General features: G+C 68.4%; 12 protein-coding genes. 7 read left to right on the top strand and 5 right to left on the bottom strand.

The annotated features are described in order from the left end of the window. The first annotated feature begins 75 nt into the window (after nt 1-75). Nucleotides 76-528, top strand: a complete 453-nt coding sequence (locus tag KA383_18520) for a hypothetical protein (protein MBP7748113.1) — start codon at nt 76-78, stop codon at nt 526-528. Between the two features lie 198 nt (nt 529-726). Here the strand turns inward: KA383_18520 and KA383_18515 are convergent, their stop codons facing one another. Both KA383_18515 and KA383_18510 read right to left on the bottom strand, forming a co-directional pair. After that, nucleotides 727-1,905 (bottom strand): N-acetylmuramoyl-L-alanine amidase, encoded by a 1,179-nt coding sequence (locus KA383_18515; protein MBP7748112.1) that lies wholly within the window; start codon nt 1,903-1,905, stop codon nt 727-729. After that, nucleotides 1,906-5,361, bottom strand: coding sequence for a PD40 domain-containing protein (locus KA383_18510; GenBank protein MBP7748111.1), 3,456 nt, complete (start codon nt 5,359-5,361; stop codon nt 1,906-1,908). Nucleotides 5,362-5,546: 185 nt separating this feature from the next. Between KA383_18510 and KA383_18505 the strand changes: the two genes are divergently transcribed. Then, the gene (locus tag KA383_18505) at nt 5,547-6,707 is read left to right on the top strand and encodes a DegT/DnrJ/EryC1/StrS family aminotransferase (GenBank protein ID MBP7748110.1); all 1,161 of its coding nucleotides are present in this window, start codon (nt 5,547-5,549) and stop codon (nt 6,705-6,707) included. A gap of 100 nt (nt 6,708-6,807) precedes the next feature. Here the strand turns inward: KA383_18505 and KA383_18500 are convergent, their stop codons facing one another. The 3 genes from KA383_18500 to scpB all read right to left on the bottom strand — a co-directional run bounded on the left by KA383_18500 (nt 6,808) and on the right by scpB (nt 12,094). Further along, on the bottom strand, nt 6,808-9,957 hold the full coding sequence (locus KA383_18500) for a S8 family serine peptidase (protein ID MBP7748109.1): 3,150 nt from the start codon (nt 9,955-9,957) through the stop codon (nt 6,808-6,810). 275 nt (nt 9,958-10,232) lie between these two features. Then, complete coding sequence (locus KA383_18495; protein ID MBP7748108.1) at nt 10,233-11,327, bottom strand: GGDEF domain-containing protein; 1,095 nt, start codon at nt 11,325-11,327, stop codon at nt 10,233-10,235. Nucleotides 11,328-11,398: 71 nt separating this feature from the next. Further along, entirely contained in the window at nt 11,399-12,094 is a 696-nt protein-coding gene (gene scpB / locus KA383_18490; GenBank protein MBP7748107.1) for an SMC-Scp complex subunit ScpB, read from the bottom strand. Between the two features lie 202 nt (nt 12,095-12,296). On the opposite strand from scpB, the gene KA383_18485 reads away from it, so the two are divergent. From KA383_18485 to KA383_18465, 5 genes are all read left to right on the top strand, one after another. Further along, nucleotides 12,297-12,857, top strand: coding sequence for an isochorismatase family protein (locus KA383_18485; protein MBP7748106.1), 561 nt, complete (start codon nt 12,297-12,299; stop codon nt 12,855-12,857). Nucleotide 12,858: 1 nt separating this feature from the next. Continuing rightward, a complete protein-coding gene (locus KA383_18480) occupies nt 12,859-13,137 on the top strand; it encodes a hypothetical protein (GenBank protein ID MBP7748105.1) in 279 nt (92 codons plus the stop codon). 85 nt (nt 13,138-13,222) lie between these two features. Further along, nucleotides 13,223-13,585, top strand: coding sequence for a YlbF family regulator (locus KA383_18475; protein MBP7748104.1), 363 nt, complete (start codon nt 13,223-13,225; stop codon nt 13,583-13,585). Then, nucleotides 13,582-15,531 carry a glycosyltransferase family 39 protein gene (locus tag KA383_18470; GenBank protein ID MBP7748103.1) on the top strand — a complete coding sequence of 650 codons (1,950 nt, stop codon included), beginning with the start codon at nt 13,582-13,584 and terminating at the stop codon, nt 15,529-15,531. Before KA383_18475 ends, KA383_18470 begins: the two co-directional genes overlap by 4 nt. Next, nucleotides 15,531-16,538 carry a lysophospholipid acyltransferase family protein gene (locus tag KA383_18465; GenBank protein MBP7748102.1) on the top strand — a complete coding sequence of 336 codons (1,008 nt, stop codon included), beginning with the start codon at nt 15,531-15,533 and terminating at the stop codon, nt 16,536-16,538. Before KA383_18470 ends, KA383_18465 begins: the two co-directional genes overlap by 1 nt. Nucleotides 16,539-16,554: the final 16 nt, after the last annotated feature.

The following is a 16,554-nucleotide window of genomic DNA, read 5'->3' as shown; positions in this document are numbered from 1 at the left end:
GCCGGACCAGTTACCCGATAACTCGGAGGAGAGTTTTTTCACGGCGAACCGCAGCAGGCCCAAGTGGAGAGCCCTATGCCACCGAGAAAGATGACTTCCCGCAGGAACTACGGCAAGACCTATCGCACTGGCAAGCGTTTCACCCGGACCACGACGAGCTATTCGTGCAACTCGCCGAAGTATCGGGGCATGCGGAACGAGTGCCAGTGGCGGATGGGTTCATACTGGAACGTCTACAGCCAGTTCACGGGCACCGGCCAGAAGACCATCATCTCGCCGACGACCGCGAACCGCTGGATGAAGTACATCAACAACGGCGTGCAGGTGTACAAGTTCACCAATCGCGATTTCTGCACCCACTTCGGCAACCGTTGGGCCTACACCAGCCCCACTGCGGCGTATCGCTATCTGCGGACCCGCTTTGGCAGCGCGATCAAGGATGTCACGCGCGGCAAGGGCAACTGCTGGCTGGTCGCCACGACCAAGACCCCGACGGCCCGTCCGTTCACCAACTACAACTGGAAGTAGTTCGGCCGGTCTGCCCGTCGTGCGGGCGGATACGCAGCATATCGAAAACACGGCCTGCTGTTTCGCCTTCAACGCGGCCTGTCATCGCGAGGTGACGGGCCGCTTTCCTTTGCGGTGGTATGGGCATCTTGCCCGTTCGTGCGACGGGCCGGACGCCCGTACCACCCTGCCGCTGAAACTGCATTGGCCCGGCAGAAATCAGCGCCCCCGCAGCGATACACGCAGCTCCGGATGCAGCACGTGCTGGCCGAACACGTTCTCGAAATCCACCCATAACGTGCAGGTGTCGCCCTTCACCGCCGGCAGCGTGACACGGAGCTGACGCTTGCCCAAGTCCAGCCGGAAGCGCGCCGCCTGCCCGTCCACACGGACCACGACCGAGTCCGGCAGAATGCGATTCTGATCAGCGCCCCACCCGCCGCGCGCGCTGAGGCCGTCATCCAGGCCGACGGTCGCTTCGCCGCCGCGCTTCGCCGCGCCATTGCCGGGCTCCAGCAGCGCCACGCGCGGCAGCCCGGCCTGCGCCCAGCGCGCCAGCCCCAGGAACAACCCGTACGCCTCGCGCCGGTTGTACACCGGATCCCGCAGGCGGCGTTCCTCTTCCGGGTTCGAATGAAACGAGGCCTCCGTCAGCACGGCCGGCACCTCGGCGAGGCGCAGCACCGCGAACCCGTTGCGATCGTAGACGGCGAAGTCGCTGAGCAACGCGCACTCGAGGTGGGTCTCCAGCCGCAGCGCGTCATTCAGGCCGGCCAGCAGAAAGCGCCCCGCCGCCACGCTGGCCGGATTGTCTCCCGCCGCGCCGTGATAGAACACGGACGTGTAGTTCGGCTCGGGCTTGTCATTCGCGTTGTGATGGATGGAGAGGAACAGGTCGGCGCGCAGCTCGTTGGCCACCGCCGCGCGCTGCCGGAAATCCTCCTTGTCCGGCAGGTCCAGGCTGCGGTCCTCGGTGCGCGTCAGCACGACCTTGGCGCCGACCGCGTCCAGGAATTCGCGCAGGAACTGCGCAACCCGCAAATTCACTTCAGCTTCCCGCAGGCCCGTTGGACCGCGCTTCCACGTGCCCCCCGGATCACGCTGCCCGACGTGCCCTGGGTCCAACACGATCTGCACGCCTTCCAGGAAGCGGGCGTAGGGCGGCACGGGGAACGCCGCCGGTGGATGCGTGGTCCACGGGAACTCCCGGGCGGGCGTCCGCAGCGGGTCCAGTGGTCGGAGCGTCTTCGCCCGGTGCCGGTCCAGCAGCGGCTGGCCAACCCACAGCAGCGCAGTCGCGACGATCGCGCCGCCGACCAGCGCCCCAATGAGGTAGGGCCAGGGCAGGAACCAGCCATCGCCGCGCCGCGCCTTCCGTGGCTTTCTGCGTCTGGGCACTTACCGATCCTCGGGCGCACGCTCTGCCGGCGAGGGCTGCGTCGCGGGACGTGCCAGCTGCGCCAACGTCGCCGCGATCGCGGCGTCAAGCTGCGGCTGGCGCGCCTGGGTCTCATCGGCCGGCGTCACGAGTACCTGGACGTCCGGCACGGCGCCATTATTCTCCATATCGACGCCCGCCGGCAACGTGTACCACCCGCGGCCGGGGATGCGCACCTGGGCGCCGTCGATCAGCGTGTAGCTGCCGGTGCTGATCACGCCACCGGCCGTACGTGCACCGACCAGCGGACCACGCCCCAGCGTCTTGAACGCGTGCGCAACAATTTCCGCGTTCGAAAAGCTCTGCTCGTTGCACATCATCGTGGTCGGCTTTGTCCACGCGTAGAAGATCAGCCGGTCCTGCGGATACCCGGGCTCGCCGCCACGTGGGACGGTGAACGCGTGCCGGCGTACGCTCAGGACCGCCATGACCCAGTCCGCCGTCCACCCGCCGCCGTTGTTGCGCACGTCGACGACGAGGCCGTCGCGGCCGTAGCCGGCGGCGTAGAGGTCGCGCTCGAAGACGCGGAAGGAACCCTCATCCATGCCGCGGATGTGCAGGTAGCCGACGCGCCCGCCGGAGTGCTCCTCAACGTACTTGCGGTTCTGCTCGACCCAGGCGTCGTACATGAGGCCCGCGAGCGCGCCGCTGGAGATCGGGCGAATGACCAGCTCCCGCGTCGCCGGCTGCGTAGCGGGTGCGGTCGCGGGCTGCGCCGCCGCCGATTCCGTCGGGCGCCCCGCTGCCGGTGCGTACTCGACCACCACCTCGTCGCCGACCGTGTTGATGAGGGCGGCGTCCAGCGCCTGCTCCGGCCCCACGGGCACGCCGTTCACCTTCAGCAGGACGTCGCCGGTCACCAGGCGGCTGGCAGCGCGATCGGCCGGCGTACGCGGGATCACCGTAGCCACCTTCAGCCCGGGTCCAGTATACGCCCGGTCGAGCTGGCAGCCGAGTTGCCCCACCTGCTCCTCGCCGCCGGCGCCCGGGCCGGAGATCCCCAGGTGCGAGGCATTCAGCTCGCCCAGCAGCAGCGTGAAGATCTCGTTGAATTCGTGGATCGTGCGCGTCTGCAATGCCAGCTCGCGGTACTTGCGGGCCAGCCCCGCCCAATCGAGCCCCTTCATGGTCGGGTGATAGAAATACAGCCCGAGTTGCCGCACGGCGTCGTCAAATTTCTGCCCGGCCTCCTCCGAGCGCACGATCGCCAGCTTGGCCTTGAAAGCATGCGTCTTGGCGTCGCTGCCGCTGTCGCTGCACGATTGCGGCACTCCGCCCCTCAGGTACAGCAGCCGCTTGCCGTCCAGCGACCAGCGCAGTCCGCGGGCGCCGTCGTTGACGATCCGCTTCGTATCCTTGCCATTCCACTTGACGGTGTAAACCTTCTCTTCGCCCTCATGCCGCGATGCGAAAGCCAGCGTCTGCCCATCCGGTGCCAGCGCGAAGGCGCTCTGATCACCGGGCAGCGTCGTCACGCGCCGAATACGCTGATAGCAGGTGGCGAGCTCGTATTCGTACTTCTGCGCCGGCTTTTTCCTGGTTTGTTCCTTGCCATCGCCGTCCGGCTTGTCGGGCTCTTCGAGAAAGCCCTTGAGCCACGCGCGCACCTTGCCCGCCAGCTCGCCCGCCGCGCTCTCCGGCGCGCCCGGCGCGCTGGTTGGGTTGGTCGCGGGCTGCGACTCCACCGGGCGTGATGTCGCCCCGCCAAGCGCGATCGGGCCGCTGGCAACGACTGACTTCGGCGGTTTGCGCTTCTTGAGCGCCTCGCCTTGCTGCTTGAAGTACTCGTCGTGTTCGACCGGGGCGCTCTCGTCGAGCTTGCGCGACAGGAACACGAGATACAGGTCCGTGTCAAAGCCGTCCCGTCGCGACGTAAAGGCCAGCACCTGCCCGTCGGCTGACCATTGGGGCTCGCCGTCGAAGTCGGGATGCTGCGACACGTTGACGTCCGGCTCGTGGCCGTCCGCCGGCCCGACCCACACGTCGGCATTCTCTTCACGATCCTCGCGCCGGTAGGCCAGCCAGCGGCTGTCCGGCGACCACTGGAACCGCGGGCGGCTCCAGCCGGTCAGGCGCACCTGCTCCTGGCCGCTGGCAAGGTCGCGCACGATCAGGTCGCCGCGCCCACGCACGAACGCGAGTTGTTTGCCGTCGGGTGAGATGGCCGGGTCGATCTCCACGGCCGGATCATCGGTGACCCGCTCGATTCGGAAGCGCAGCGAATCCGACAGCGGCTGCGGAGGCTGCTCGGCCGAAACGGCGCGGTAGATGTCCTCCTGGCCGGCCTGGTCCGAGACGAAATACAGCGCCTTGCCGTCCGGCGACCAGGTCACGTCGCGCTCGCGCGCCGCCGCCTCCGTCACGCGTCGTGTCGGCTTGTCCTCCTGCGTCTGCAGCACGAAGACCTCGCCCCGCACGACGACCGCGATTTCCTTGCCGTCCGGCGACGGCGCCAGCTCGTCCGCGTCCTTTGTAAATGTCCTCAGCTCCACGTCATTCTGCGGCGTATCGTCCGGCACCGTGATCCGCACCGCGCGCGCGAGTGCATCCCCGGGCGACAACACGTAGACCTTGTCCCAGTGCGTCAGCGCGAGTGTCCGGCCATCAGCGGCGAGCGAGAAATCGCGCACGTCTTCGCCGGTCATGTGCGTGATCTGCTCCGCCGGGCCGCCGTCCAGCCGCTGGCGCCAGACGTTCGCGCTGCCGCTGCGCTCGGACAGGAAGTAGAGCGTGCGTCCGTCCGCGTCCCATTGCGGATCGCGATCGGGGCCGTCGAAGTCGGTGAGCTGGGTAAACGAGTCGTCGGCGGTATTGTGGATCCACACGTCGGAGGCCGCGCTGCCCCGATAGCCGCGCCGACCCCAGAGTGTCGCGCCGCGAACAAAAGCAAACCGTGCGCCATCCGGGCTCAAACGCAGACTTGCACCGTGACAATCCAGGACGCGCCACGACTGCCCGCCGGCCGCTGGGACGCGGAACGGCCGCGGCTCGCGCGACATGTCGCCCTCACGCCGGGAGTGGAAATAGACCCAGGCGTCGTCCGGCGACCAGTCCGCGGGAATCTCGTCGCGATCAGAGAACGTCAGCCGCCGCAGAGCGCTGCCGTCGCGGTTCATTACGAACACGTTGTCGGCGCCGTGGCGGTCGGACGCGAACGCGAGGCGCGTGCCGTCACGCGACCAGACCGGACAGCGGTCATTAGCGGGATGGACGGTCAGCCGCGTCGCCGCTCCGCCGCCGCTGGGCACCGTCCAGATGTCACCCGCCCAGCAGAACGCAAGCGTGCCGCCGTCGGGGGCGAGCGCCAGGTGCCGGGCGAAGACCACTTCCGCCGCCGCGGCCGGCCGGGTCGCCAGCGCGCTCAGAACCGCCGCGCACAATGGCAGGGCACACGAACTTTCACGCATCCACCGCATGGACTCTCTTTCTCCCCGCGTTCGGGGGCGAGGCATCGTACCAATGCCCGATTGTATGCCGTAGGCCGGCGGCGCCCACCCGGCAAAGCGGGCAGCGCGTGGCCGGGCTGCCCGCCAGCGAGTATCCTTCTGCGTCTGGACTGCGGCGCCGTGTGGGCGGCGCGGCCTGGACTTGAGGACTCGGTATGGCAGTTTCACCCTCCGGCGGCGCCGCATCGCGCGTGCCGCTCTCGGTCCCGCCGCTGAACCTGGCTGGCCAGTTCGCGAGCATTCGTGACGAACTGATCACGGAATTGACCGCGGTCGCCACGTCCGGCTACTACGTGCTCGGCCCCAAGGTCACCGCGTTCGAGGAAGCCCTGGCGCGCTACTGCGGTGCCAGGCACGCGCTCGGCGTTTCGTCCGGCACCGATGCGCTGCTGCTGGCGCTCATGTCCCTGGGTATCGGCTCCGGCGACGAGGTCATCGTCCCCACGTTCACGTTCTTCGCCACGGCGGGCACCGTGGTCCGCGTGGGCGCCCGGCCGGTCTTCTGTGATATCGCGCCGCAGACCTTCAACATCGACGTCGCACAGGTGGAGCAACGCCTTACGCCGCGCACGCGGGCGATCATGCCGGTGCATTTGTATGGGCAACTCGCGGACATGACGCCGCTCATGGCGCTGGCCGAACGACACCAGATCCCCGTCATCGAGGATGCGGCGCAGGCGATCGGCGCGGCGGCGGCGGACGGGCGCATGGCGGGCACGTTCGGCCGCTTGGGTGCGCTGAGCTTCTACCCCACGAAGAACCTCGGCGCGCTCGGCGACGCCGGGGCGCTGCTCACCGATGACGACGCCCTGTTCGAGCTGGCGCGCAAGCTGCGCATCCACGGCAGCGGCCACACGTACTATCACGACCAGGTAGGCGGCAATTTCCGGATCGACGCCCTGCAGGCGGCCTTGCTGACCATCAAGCTGCGGTACCTGGAGCAGTGGACGCAGTTGCGCCGGGGGCGGGCGGCCCGCTACACGGAACTGCTGACCGAGGCGGGCGTCGCGCCGCTGTATGTCCAGCCGCCCCCGGAGATCACCGGTCGCCACGTGTATCACCAGTATGTGTTGCGGGCGCGGCAGCGGGACGAACTGGTCGAGTTTCTCCGGCAGCGTCAGATCGGGGCGGCCGTGTACTACCCGCTGCCCCTGCACCTGCAGAAGTGCTTCGGCGACCTGGGCCACCGGCCCGGGGACTTCCCGCAGGCGGAGCAGGCCGCGGCGCAGGTCGTGGCCCTGCCGTTGTACCCGGAACTGACGAACGCGCAGCAACAGGCCGTTGTAGACGCTGTTGTCGAGTTCTACCGCAAGTAACCCGTCCGTGGCGATTCGCCAACGACCGCGGGTGCCGGACGTTGTTGCCCACGTCCGGCACCCGCGTGGTGTCTCTCCGCAACTCTCCGCTACGGCCGGCCTACGGGCCGGTCAGCAGGCTGACAAACGGGTTGATGTCGGCGAAACCGACCTGCCCGTCGCCGTTGATGTCGCCGTTGGACACTGGGCAGTCGGGGTTCGCCGCCTGCCAGCCCGGCAGATCCGTCATGATCTGCACGAAGGGGTTGATGTCGGCGAACGTGACCTCGCCGTCGCAATTGAGATCGCCCGCGACGGTCGGATGCACGATGCCCCAGATCTCGACGTCGTCGATGTTCCAGCCCGGGTAGGTGACCGAGTAGTCGGTCGGCCCCATGCCCCAGCGGACGTAGACGGCCGCCTGCCGGTCGGCGACGGCGTGGATGTCATACGCCTGCGGGCTCCAGGCCGCCTCGTTGTAGCCCATGCCGAGGCTGTCCCAGACGCTCGTCCAGCTTGTCCCGTCGTTCGAGACGTCGATCGTAGCATGGTCATACTGCTCGACGCCCAGCCAGCGCCAGAAGCGCAGCTCCGCCGCCGTCACGTTGCCGAGGTTGATCGCCGTCGTGGTCAGGTAGCGCGCCGGGTGACTGTTGAGGTAATCGCCGCTCAGGTTGTAGCCGTACACGTTCGCGCCGCTGTACCCGCTGACCGGGTCGCGATTGTGCGTGCCCGCGCCGGCCGGGCTACCGAAGGCCCAGGCGCCCTCGGTGACCCAGCCCGGGTTCACATCGAGCGGGTAGCTGTGCACGAGTTCCGGCGTCGCCACGATGTCGATGGCGATTTGGCCCGGGTTGGAGTTGCCGCCATCCGGCGGGGTGCCACCGTCGTTGGCGACGAAGGTGAAGCTGTCCGCGCCCACGTAGTAGATGTTCGCGTCGTACTCCACCACCGTGCCGTGATTGACCAGCATGTAGGGCACGCCCTGGATCGCGCCCGCGCCGGGGTCGCGCAGCCGCCCGCGCGCCGGCAGGGCCGTGATGATGTAATCGAGCGTGGCCGGCGGGTTTGGCAGCCCGTCATCCACCGCGTGCAGCACCACGTTCAGAACTCCGCCCGGCTCCGTCACGAGGTTCTGCGACTGGGCGATGGGCGGGATCGGCCCGATATTGACCTGCAACTGGATCACCTTCTGATTGATGCGGCTGAGCGCGTCCGTGACCTTGAACGTCGGGGTGAAGGTCCCGGACTCCGTCGGAATACCGCTCAGCACGCCGGCGGGGGTCAGCGTCAATCCGTTCGGCAGGCGCGTGTAGGCGCCGCTTGTCGACACGCTCCAGGTCAGCGGCGGTTGCCCGTTGGTCGCCGTCAGCGTCACCGGATAGTACAGCCCGTTCAGCGTGGCGGGCGGCAGGCTGGTGGTCGTGATCACGGGCGCCGGATACATGACCAGGATGTCGACCGTGGCGATGTTCGAATCGCCACCGTCGGGCGGGGTGCCGCCGTCGTTCGCCTTGAACTGGAAGATGTCGGTGCCGTAGTACCCGGGAGCAGGCGTGTACAGCACCTGGTTGCCGTAGCTTACCAGGCTGTACGGCAGATCGCCGGCCTCGATCACGTGGCCGTTGCCGATGTCGGTCAGCGTGTTTCCGGCCGTCGGCAGCGTCGTGATGATGTAGGTCAGCGCGCCGGGCGGATCGGGCAGCCCGTCGTAGTCGGTCGCCAGCAGCGTCACGGTCAGCGGTGTCTCCACCGGGCTCTGCAAGTGCGCATCACGCGCCCGCGGCGCGCCGGAGCACATGCTCAGGGCCAGGCTCACCGCCTCAAACGCATCCACCATGCCCCAGCCGTAGTTGTTGTCCTTGCCCGTCGCGCCCAGGTCGTGGGCCGTGTCGTACAGGATCTGCTTGATCTCATCCACGCTCAGGTCCGGGCACGCCTGCCGCATCAGCACGATCACGCCGTTCACGTGCGGCGAAGCCATCGACGTACCGTCCCACCCGAACGATTCGTACCCGCCGCCGGGGACGGAGGAGCGCACCGCGACGCCCGGGGCGGCCATCTCGGGCTTGATCGCCGCGCTGCCGTTCGGCGTGCAGTGACTGGGCCCGCGGGACGAGAAACTCGCTACCGGCCACGACGAGTTGTTGGCATCGACGGCCCCGACCGCCAGGGCGTTGTAGCCGTTGGTGGCGCGATCCGCGGGGCGGCGGAGCGTTTCTGCCCCGGGGCCTTCGTTACCGGCCGAGAACAGCAGGACGATGCCGGCGGCCTCGCAGTTGTCGATGTAGCTCCAGAAATTCTGATCGCAGGGCGGATAACCGTGGCTGGTCGTCACGCCCCACGAGTTCGAGTTGACGGTCGGCACGTCCCAGACCGTGCTCGGGTTGCCGTCCGGGTCGATGATCCACTGGAACGCGAGCTTCGCATCGGCGACGGTCGTCGGGATGCTGACGCGGTCGATCACCGCCGCGTGGATCCACTGTGCCCCCGGGGCCACGCCGATCTGCTCGCCGGGCGCGCCGCCGCATACCGTGCCCATCGTGTGGGTACCGTGAGCGCCAAATGACTGCGGGAAGGTCGTGTTTGTCCGCGGGTCGAACCAGGCCCACTGCGGGTGGCCGGCGTACAGCGGGTCCAGGCCGCGCCACCGGCTGGCCAGTGCGGGGTGGTTGCCGTCCACGCCGGTATCCAGCGTGGACGTCAGCATGCCCTCGCCGGTGAAGCCCATCGCCCAGACCTCCGGGGCGCGGACCGCAACGACGCCGGTGACCGGCGTGCGCTGGCCCTCGTCGGGCGCCGTGGGGGTGTCGGGCTTCGCCGCCACCGGCGCGATCGTCTCGATCTCATAGTTGTAGTAAATGATCTCGACGTCGGGGCGCTCAGCCAGCAGCCGGATTTCGGCTGGCGTGGCATCCACGCGGAACGAGTTGTCGATCCAGTATGCCTGTACTTCGGTCGCGCGGCCGGCGCGCACGAGGTCATCCAGGTACGCGCTCAGTCCCGCCTGGGTCGCCTGCGCCTTCTCCTGCAACGCGCGCACGACCGTCTCGTGCCGCGCGGCGAGTGTCGCCCGGCTCTTGTTCAGGCTCGCGTTCAGGGCGGCGCCGTCCACGCGGTCTTTGAGGAATACGAGCGTCGAGACCGTCTCACCCGCCGCCTTGGACGCCATGATCTCGTCCAGGTTCGAATCGATCACCCCGCCGCGCGCCGCCGCGCTTGTCAGGGCCAACAGCGCGGCCAGGCCGCACAGCACCACGCACGTTCTCATACAACGTCTCCATCGTCCCCCTGCAACCGTGCCACACGCGCCAGAAGACTTGTCGGCGCCATCCCGCATCTTGCGCACACGCGCACTCTCACGACCCACCGGTCCCCGGCGTCCCGTATAAACGAGACCCGCCCGGGTCGACCGCCACTCAACCGAAATGGTGATCCGCGGTGGCTGCTTCTTGTCTCCTCCACTCCTGGGTCGGTCGCCACAGCGCCCGCGCCACGCGCCCGCTTACACCACCGCATTCAGTGTAGGCCGGTTGCCGGTCGCGTTCAAGCGGAAAGCCCGGCGCGGGCCTCGTCCAGCGTGGCCACCCCGCGGCCGTTGCGCTTGGCCCAGTACATCGCCTCGTCCGCCATGCGCAGCAGGTTCTCACTTGAGTGCGCCCCGTGCCGTTGCAGACCCGCAACGCCGGCCGACAGCCCCAAGCTGTGGGTCACGCCCTCGAGTGTTCGCGTCCATTGGGCAAACAGCGCTGCCAGACGCCGGGCAATTTCCACCGCCTGGCTCGGGGTCGTGTTCGGCAGCAGCAGCACGAACTCGTCGCCGCCGTACCGCACCGCCCGGTCGCTCGACCCCCGCACCATCGCCCGCAGGAGTGTCCCGACGAACGCCAGCACGCGGTCGCCGACCCGGTGCCCCTGCGTGTCATTGAGCTGCTTGAAACCGTTCAGATCGAAGAGCACTACGGACAGCTCCGCGCACGTGCGCCGGGCGGTTTCGAACGCCGTCGGCAACTCGCGCTCCAGCACGCGCCGATTGTCGAGCTGCGTGAGGGCGTCCGTGTCGGCGGCGCGCTCCGCCATCCGCTGCGCCTGCGTCGCGTGGTGCGTCAGCGCCGCGACGCGCGAGTCGATCGACTGCCGCAAGTCGTCCGCTTCGCTCTGCGTCAGGGCCAATTCGTTATGCAGGTCCGCGAGCGACGCCGCCAGGGCCTCGATTTCCCGCAGGGGCACGCCGTCCGCGTCCACGGCGCCGAGCGAGTCGCGATACAGTACCAGACGCCGATTGAGGTTTCGGATCGGTCGGACCACGCCGTAATGCAGCCACGTAAACGCCGCCAGCAATCCGGCGGCCGCCAGCACCACGGCCAGAACCAGATCGCCCACGCCCGGTTCGTCGATGCCTCCAAGTGCGCTCGGTGCGGTCGTGAGCGCCCCGGCCCCGACGGAGGCACTATCGCGGGCGATGGCGAGCTGCGCGGCAACGTCCCGGGTTGTCTCCGCCCGGACCTGCCGGATTCGCCAGCCGAGCGCGACGTACGCCGGCAACGCCACCGCGGCGATGACAATCGCGATGAGCAGCGCCCCGCGCGCAGCAAGAGTGCGGGGGACGAGCGCGCGCACGATTCCACGCCAAGCCAGCATCCCCCTTTACATCGGTTCAGAATCGAAATCGCGTGATCTGGAGAACCGCAGCGCTGCGCATAGCGGTAACGCTATGCGCCTGCTGCCGCCACCGGGGTTTCCTCGGATGTGGCCGGGCTGACCGGCGGGCGACGCAATGTGAGCGTCTCCATCGGCGGCAGGTCATCCAGGTCGGCAAGGCCGAACACGTCGAGGAACTTGCGGGTGGTCCCATAAAGGATCGGGCGACCAACGATCTCCGCGCGTCCGACGATGCGGATCAGGCCCATCTCGCGGAGGCGGTTGACCACCTCGCCGGACCCGACCCCGCGAATCGCCTCTATATCTGCGCGAATCACCGGCTGCTTGTACGCGATGATGGAGAGCGTCTCGAGCGCGGCCGCGCTGAGCCGCGTCTGCGCCTGCTGCCGATTGAGCTTCGCCAGCCAGGGGCGGTACTCAGGCAGGGTGAGCATCTGGTAGCCGCGCGCGATCTCCTCGATGCGGAACGAAAGACCCGCGCGGGCGTACTTCTCGTTCAGGTCGGCGACGTACCGCTGCACGTCGCGCGACGTGCCGATGCCGGCGAGTTCCGCGAGGCGGGCGGCGCTCAAGGGCGTGTCAGCAGAAAAAAGGAGCGCTTCGATAATTTGTGCGGGGGTGATGTCGGTGGGTGCGGGGGATTCACACACCGCGCTGCTCAGGGCTGGCTCCATCAGCGCGACGTCGGAACCACAGGCGGTCGCCAAGACATCGCCGTCGAGCATGGCGCATTCTTCGCGGTCCATCGCGGCTACCTCGCCATCCGTGACCAAGACCTCGCTTCGAAACCACACATATACTACCCCTGCTCGGACTCCGCGTCCAGAGGATTGTGCCCGGGGAGGCGCGACACACCGCGGATTGTGGTACCCTGCGGCGCAGCGCGGTCCGGCGGCCGGTGGAGCGGCCGTCGCCGCCGCGCCTCGTCCGCTGGAGAGACAGGGACCGATGCAGAACTTCCGCGTGGACCGGTTGGATTGCGAGCACGCCCAGTTGCTCGTGGTGGATTTCCAGGAACGGCTGCTGCCACAGATCGCCGAACATGAGGCCGTGCTGGCGCGGGCGGAGTGCATGATCCGCGCTGCCGTCGTCCTCGGCTTGCCGATTACCATCTCCGAGCAGTATCCAAAGGGCCTCGGCCACACTGCCCCCGCGCTGCTGGCGGCGGCCGAGGGCGCGACACGCCTCGAGAAGATGACGTTCAGCTTCTGCGCCGATGACGCCTGCCGCCGGCGTGTGTCGGCGGTGCTGCGGCCGCAGGTGCTGATCGTCGGTATCGAGGCGCACGTGTGCGTGCAGCAGACCGTCCTCGACCTGCTCGCGATGCAGATGCGGCCGGTCGTGCTCGCGGATGCCGTCGGTTCGCGCCGGCCGTTCGACCGCGATACGGCGCTCCAACTGCAGCGCGCCGCCGGCGCAACGGTCACCACGGTCGAGGCGGCGATCTTCCAGCTCGTGTACGAGTCGGGCACCGACCTCTTCAAGCGTATCCTGCCGATCGTGCGTTGAAATGACTACCCGCGTTGAACCACCCGACGACAGCGACCACGACTGGGACGAGCTGGATCCCGAAGGCCCCCAGGCGCGAGACCTGAGCCGCGACGACGACGAGACCGCCACGGTCCCGTGTCCGCATTGTCGTCGCCCCGTGCCGGATTTCGTCGACCGCTGCCCATACTGCGGCGACTGGATCGTGCAGTCCGCCGGCGAGCCGCGGCGGCGACACATCTGGCTCGTGCTGTGCGTCCTGCTGGCCGGGGCTCTGCTCCTGCTGTGGGGCATACGCTGAGCCGCCGCGCCCGGCGCGTGTACACGTTCCGGAGCGGCGTTACAATTCCGCACGCCAGTGACAAGCAATCGAAAGCAGGTGCCACATGCCGGATATTCAGGACCTTCTCGCGAAGGCTCGCGCCTTGGGTGAGGCGCTGGCTGCCCATCCGACCGTCAAAGCCCATCACGCGGCCCAGCGGGCCGTGCGTGCTGACGCCGCCGCGCAGAAGCTCCTCCAGGACTATCAGAGTCAGATCGCGCACATCCAGGAGCTGGAAGCGACCGGCCGCCCCGTCGAGGTCGCTGATAAGCAGAAGCTCAAGAGCTTTGAGACCCAGATGGCCGGGCAGGACTCGCTGAAGACCCTGATGCGCACTCAGGCCGACTACGTCGCGCTGATGGCGCAGGTCAACGGCGCGATCGACGGGCCGCTCGCCGCCCTGGCGACGCCGGAGAAGCCCGCGTGAGCACCGGCCCCGGCGAGTCGTCGCCGCTCGGGGCGGTGTTGCCGTGGCGGCCGAGCACCGTGGCCTGGTTCCTGGCGCTCTTGGGCTGGACCACGCTGTTGGCGTTCTACGATCTTGGTGCGGCGGTCCGGTTTGAGCCGACCGACGGCTGGGTCGCGCAGACCGCCCGCGAGATGTACACCGGCCCGGCGCCACGCAGCCTGATCATCCCTCGTTTCTCCGGCGAAACGCGCATGCAGAAGTCGCCCGGGCCGTACTGGGCGGTCATGCTGACAACCTGGCTGCGCGGGCAGGCCGCGGTGGACGAAGTCTCCACGCGCATCCCCAATGGTTGCGCAGCGCTGCTGATCGTCGTCACCGTGTTCTGGTTCACGCGGCGGGTGGCCGGAGAGCGCGCCGCAGTCTTCGCGGGCTTCGCGTCAGCCGCGAGCATACTCATACTTTATTGGTCGCATCGCGGCGCCAGTGACCTCGGTCTGGCCGCCCTGACCACGCTCTCGCTGGCGACGCTCTGGGTGGCCGCGGAGCAGGAGCCGCCGGGCCGCCGGCGCATCCTGCTCTGGTTCCTCGGGTACTTCGCCGCCGGCCTGGGCATGCTCTACAAGCTGCCGATGCCGCTGGCGATTGTCGGCGTGCCGGTGTTCTTGTATGTGCTCGTCCGGCGCCGCTGGCGCGTGCTTGTGGACCGCGTCCACCTGTGGGGTCTGCTGCTCTTCCTGCTGCCGTGGCTGCCGTGGGCCATCGCCGTCGTGATTCTCGAACCCACCGCGCTGGCGAAGTGGAAAGTCGAGTTCCTGGATCGCTTCACCGGGGACCTGCCCAACGTCGAAGGGCAGCGGGCGTGGTACTTCCACTTCGTATATCTGGTGCCGCCCCTGGTGTATTGCCTGCCATTTTCGCTTTCACTGCCCCAGGCCGTAGCTCGCGTCTTCCGCCGGCAGCCCGGTCTCGACCGGAATGCCGCGTTGTTTCTCGGGCTGTGGTTCGCCGGCCTGTTCGTGTTCTTCACGGTTTCCGCCGGCAAGGAGTACCGCTATTTCCTGCCGGCGCTGCCCCCGCTGTTGATGCTGCTCGGCGTCGAGCTGGCCGACTTCTTCAACCCGTCCCGCCCGGCGACGCCCGTGCGCGACCGCAACGTGGCGATGGGTGTGTGGATATTGCTGCCGCTGGCGCTGGCCAGCGGCGTCTTCGCGCTCCGCGCCTGGCACAAGCGGCAAGGGCAGTTCGAGGGCTTCACCTGGGCCGAAGTGTGGCAGCCGTACATCGTGGCGGTGGTCATTTTCAGCTTGGGCGCCGCCGTCGCGGCCTGGCTCTATGTGCGTCGGCGCGAACACGCGTCCTTCGGCGCGTTGGTCGGCACGATGTGGCTCACCTGGGCGTGGATCTGGTCCGCCGTGCTGCCGGTGTTCGTGGCGCAGCGGCCCTTCCTGGATTTCGCGGCGCAGTTGCGCACACAGCTCGATCCCGCGCTGATCCCGCGCCTGCGGCAGGTGGGCAGCCATGACGCACGTATCATCTGGTACAGCGACCTCCGCTTCCCGCGGGTCATCGATCAGCTCGCACTCCTGCGCGAGCAGAAGGGCCGCCGCGACCTGGACTATGAAATCCGCCGCACCGGCGAAGAGGTCATTCGCCTGCTCGACGGCGAGGTGCCCGCGCTGCTTGTCGCCACGGTGCCGGACTTCGCGCTGCTGCTGCTCAAGGCGCCTGGCGAGCTGGCAGCGGAGGGCCGCGCCATGCCGTCCGTGCACGTGTGGCTCCAGGCCCGCTGCGGCACGCTCGATCGGCAGTTCGTGCTTTTCGGCAACCGGCCGCCGCCGTTTCCGGAACCTGAATTGCGCGTGCCCGAGAAACTGCGGGCCCGGTTGGCGGCCGCGCAGGCCGTGGCGCCGCCCGCCTCGCGCCCGTCATCCGCGCCCACCACGGTCCCCATGGGGCCCGGCTGATGCTCGCGACGCTCACGCGACCGCTGCTGGAGGTCACCGAGGCGCCCACGCTGATCGTGGCCCTCGGGCGCGTGGCGATCTACGTCGCCGTGCGTTTCTGGATCCTCATCATCCGCTGCTTCCCGATCGAGATGAACCTGGGCACCGCCCGGCTGATGGGGCGCATCTGGTGGGGAGCCATGGCCCGGCACCGCGCGCGGGCCATCGACAACCTGCGCCCCGCGCTCGGCGCGCACTACGACGAGCGCCAACTGCGGCGCATTGCCCGCCGCTCGTTCGAGCATTTCGCCCAGCTTTACCTCGTCGAGCTGGCGATGACGCCGCGCGTGCTTAGCGAGTGGTCCTGGGCCCGCCACGTCGAACTCGACCACCTCGGACCGGCCCTGCGTGAGCTGCTCGCCGACCGCGGCTGCATCCTCATCACCGGCCACTTCGGCAACTTCGAGCTGCTCGGCTACACGATCTGCCGGCTGGGCCTGCCGCTCACCGCGGTCATGCGGCCGCTCGATAATCCGCTGTTGAACCGCTACCTGATGGACTCACGCGCGGCGGGGGGGCTCAGCCTGCTGTACAAAAAGGGCGTCACCGCCATCGCCGGCGACATCATCGACCGCGGCCACGCCCTGTGCTTCATCGCGGACCAGGACGCCGGTCGCAAGGGGCTGTTCGTCGAGTTCTTTGGCCGCCAGGCGTCCACCTACAAGTCGATCGGGCTGCTGGCCATGGCCAAGCGCGTGCCGATCGTCGTCGGCTACGCTGTTCGCGTGCGGCGCGGGTTCCATTACCGCATCGGCGTCGAGCGCATCATCCAGCCGGAGGAATGGGACACGCAGGCCGACCCGCTGCACTGGATCACGCAGACCTTCTCCTACGCGCTGGAAGCGGCCATCTGTCGTTGGCCCGAGCAGTACCTCTGGGTCCACCGTCGCTGGAAGCACCGGCCCAAGTCGGAATGGACCCCGTGCCCGGCGGCGAGCCCCACGCAAAGCAACGGGCCGTCGGCGTGACTGTGCCGACGGCCCG

This window comes from Phycisphaerae bacterium, assembly GCA_017999985.1.
In the GTDB taxonomy this organism is placed as follows: domain Bacteria; phylum Planctomycetota; class Phycisphaerae; order UBA1845; family Fen-1342; genus JAGNKU01.
The sequence above is the reverse complement of the archived record's forward strand: the minus strand, read 5'-3'. Positions and strand labels throughout refer to the sequence as shown.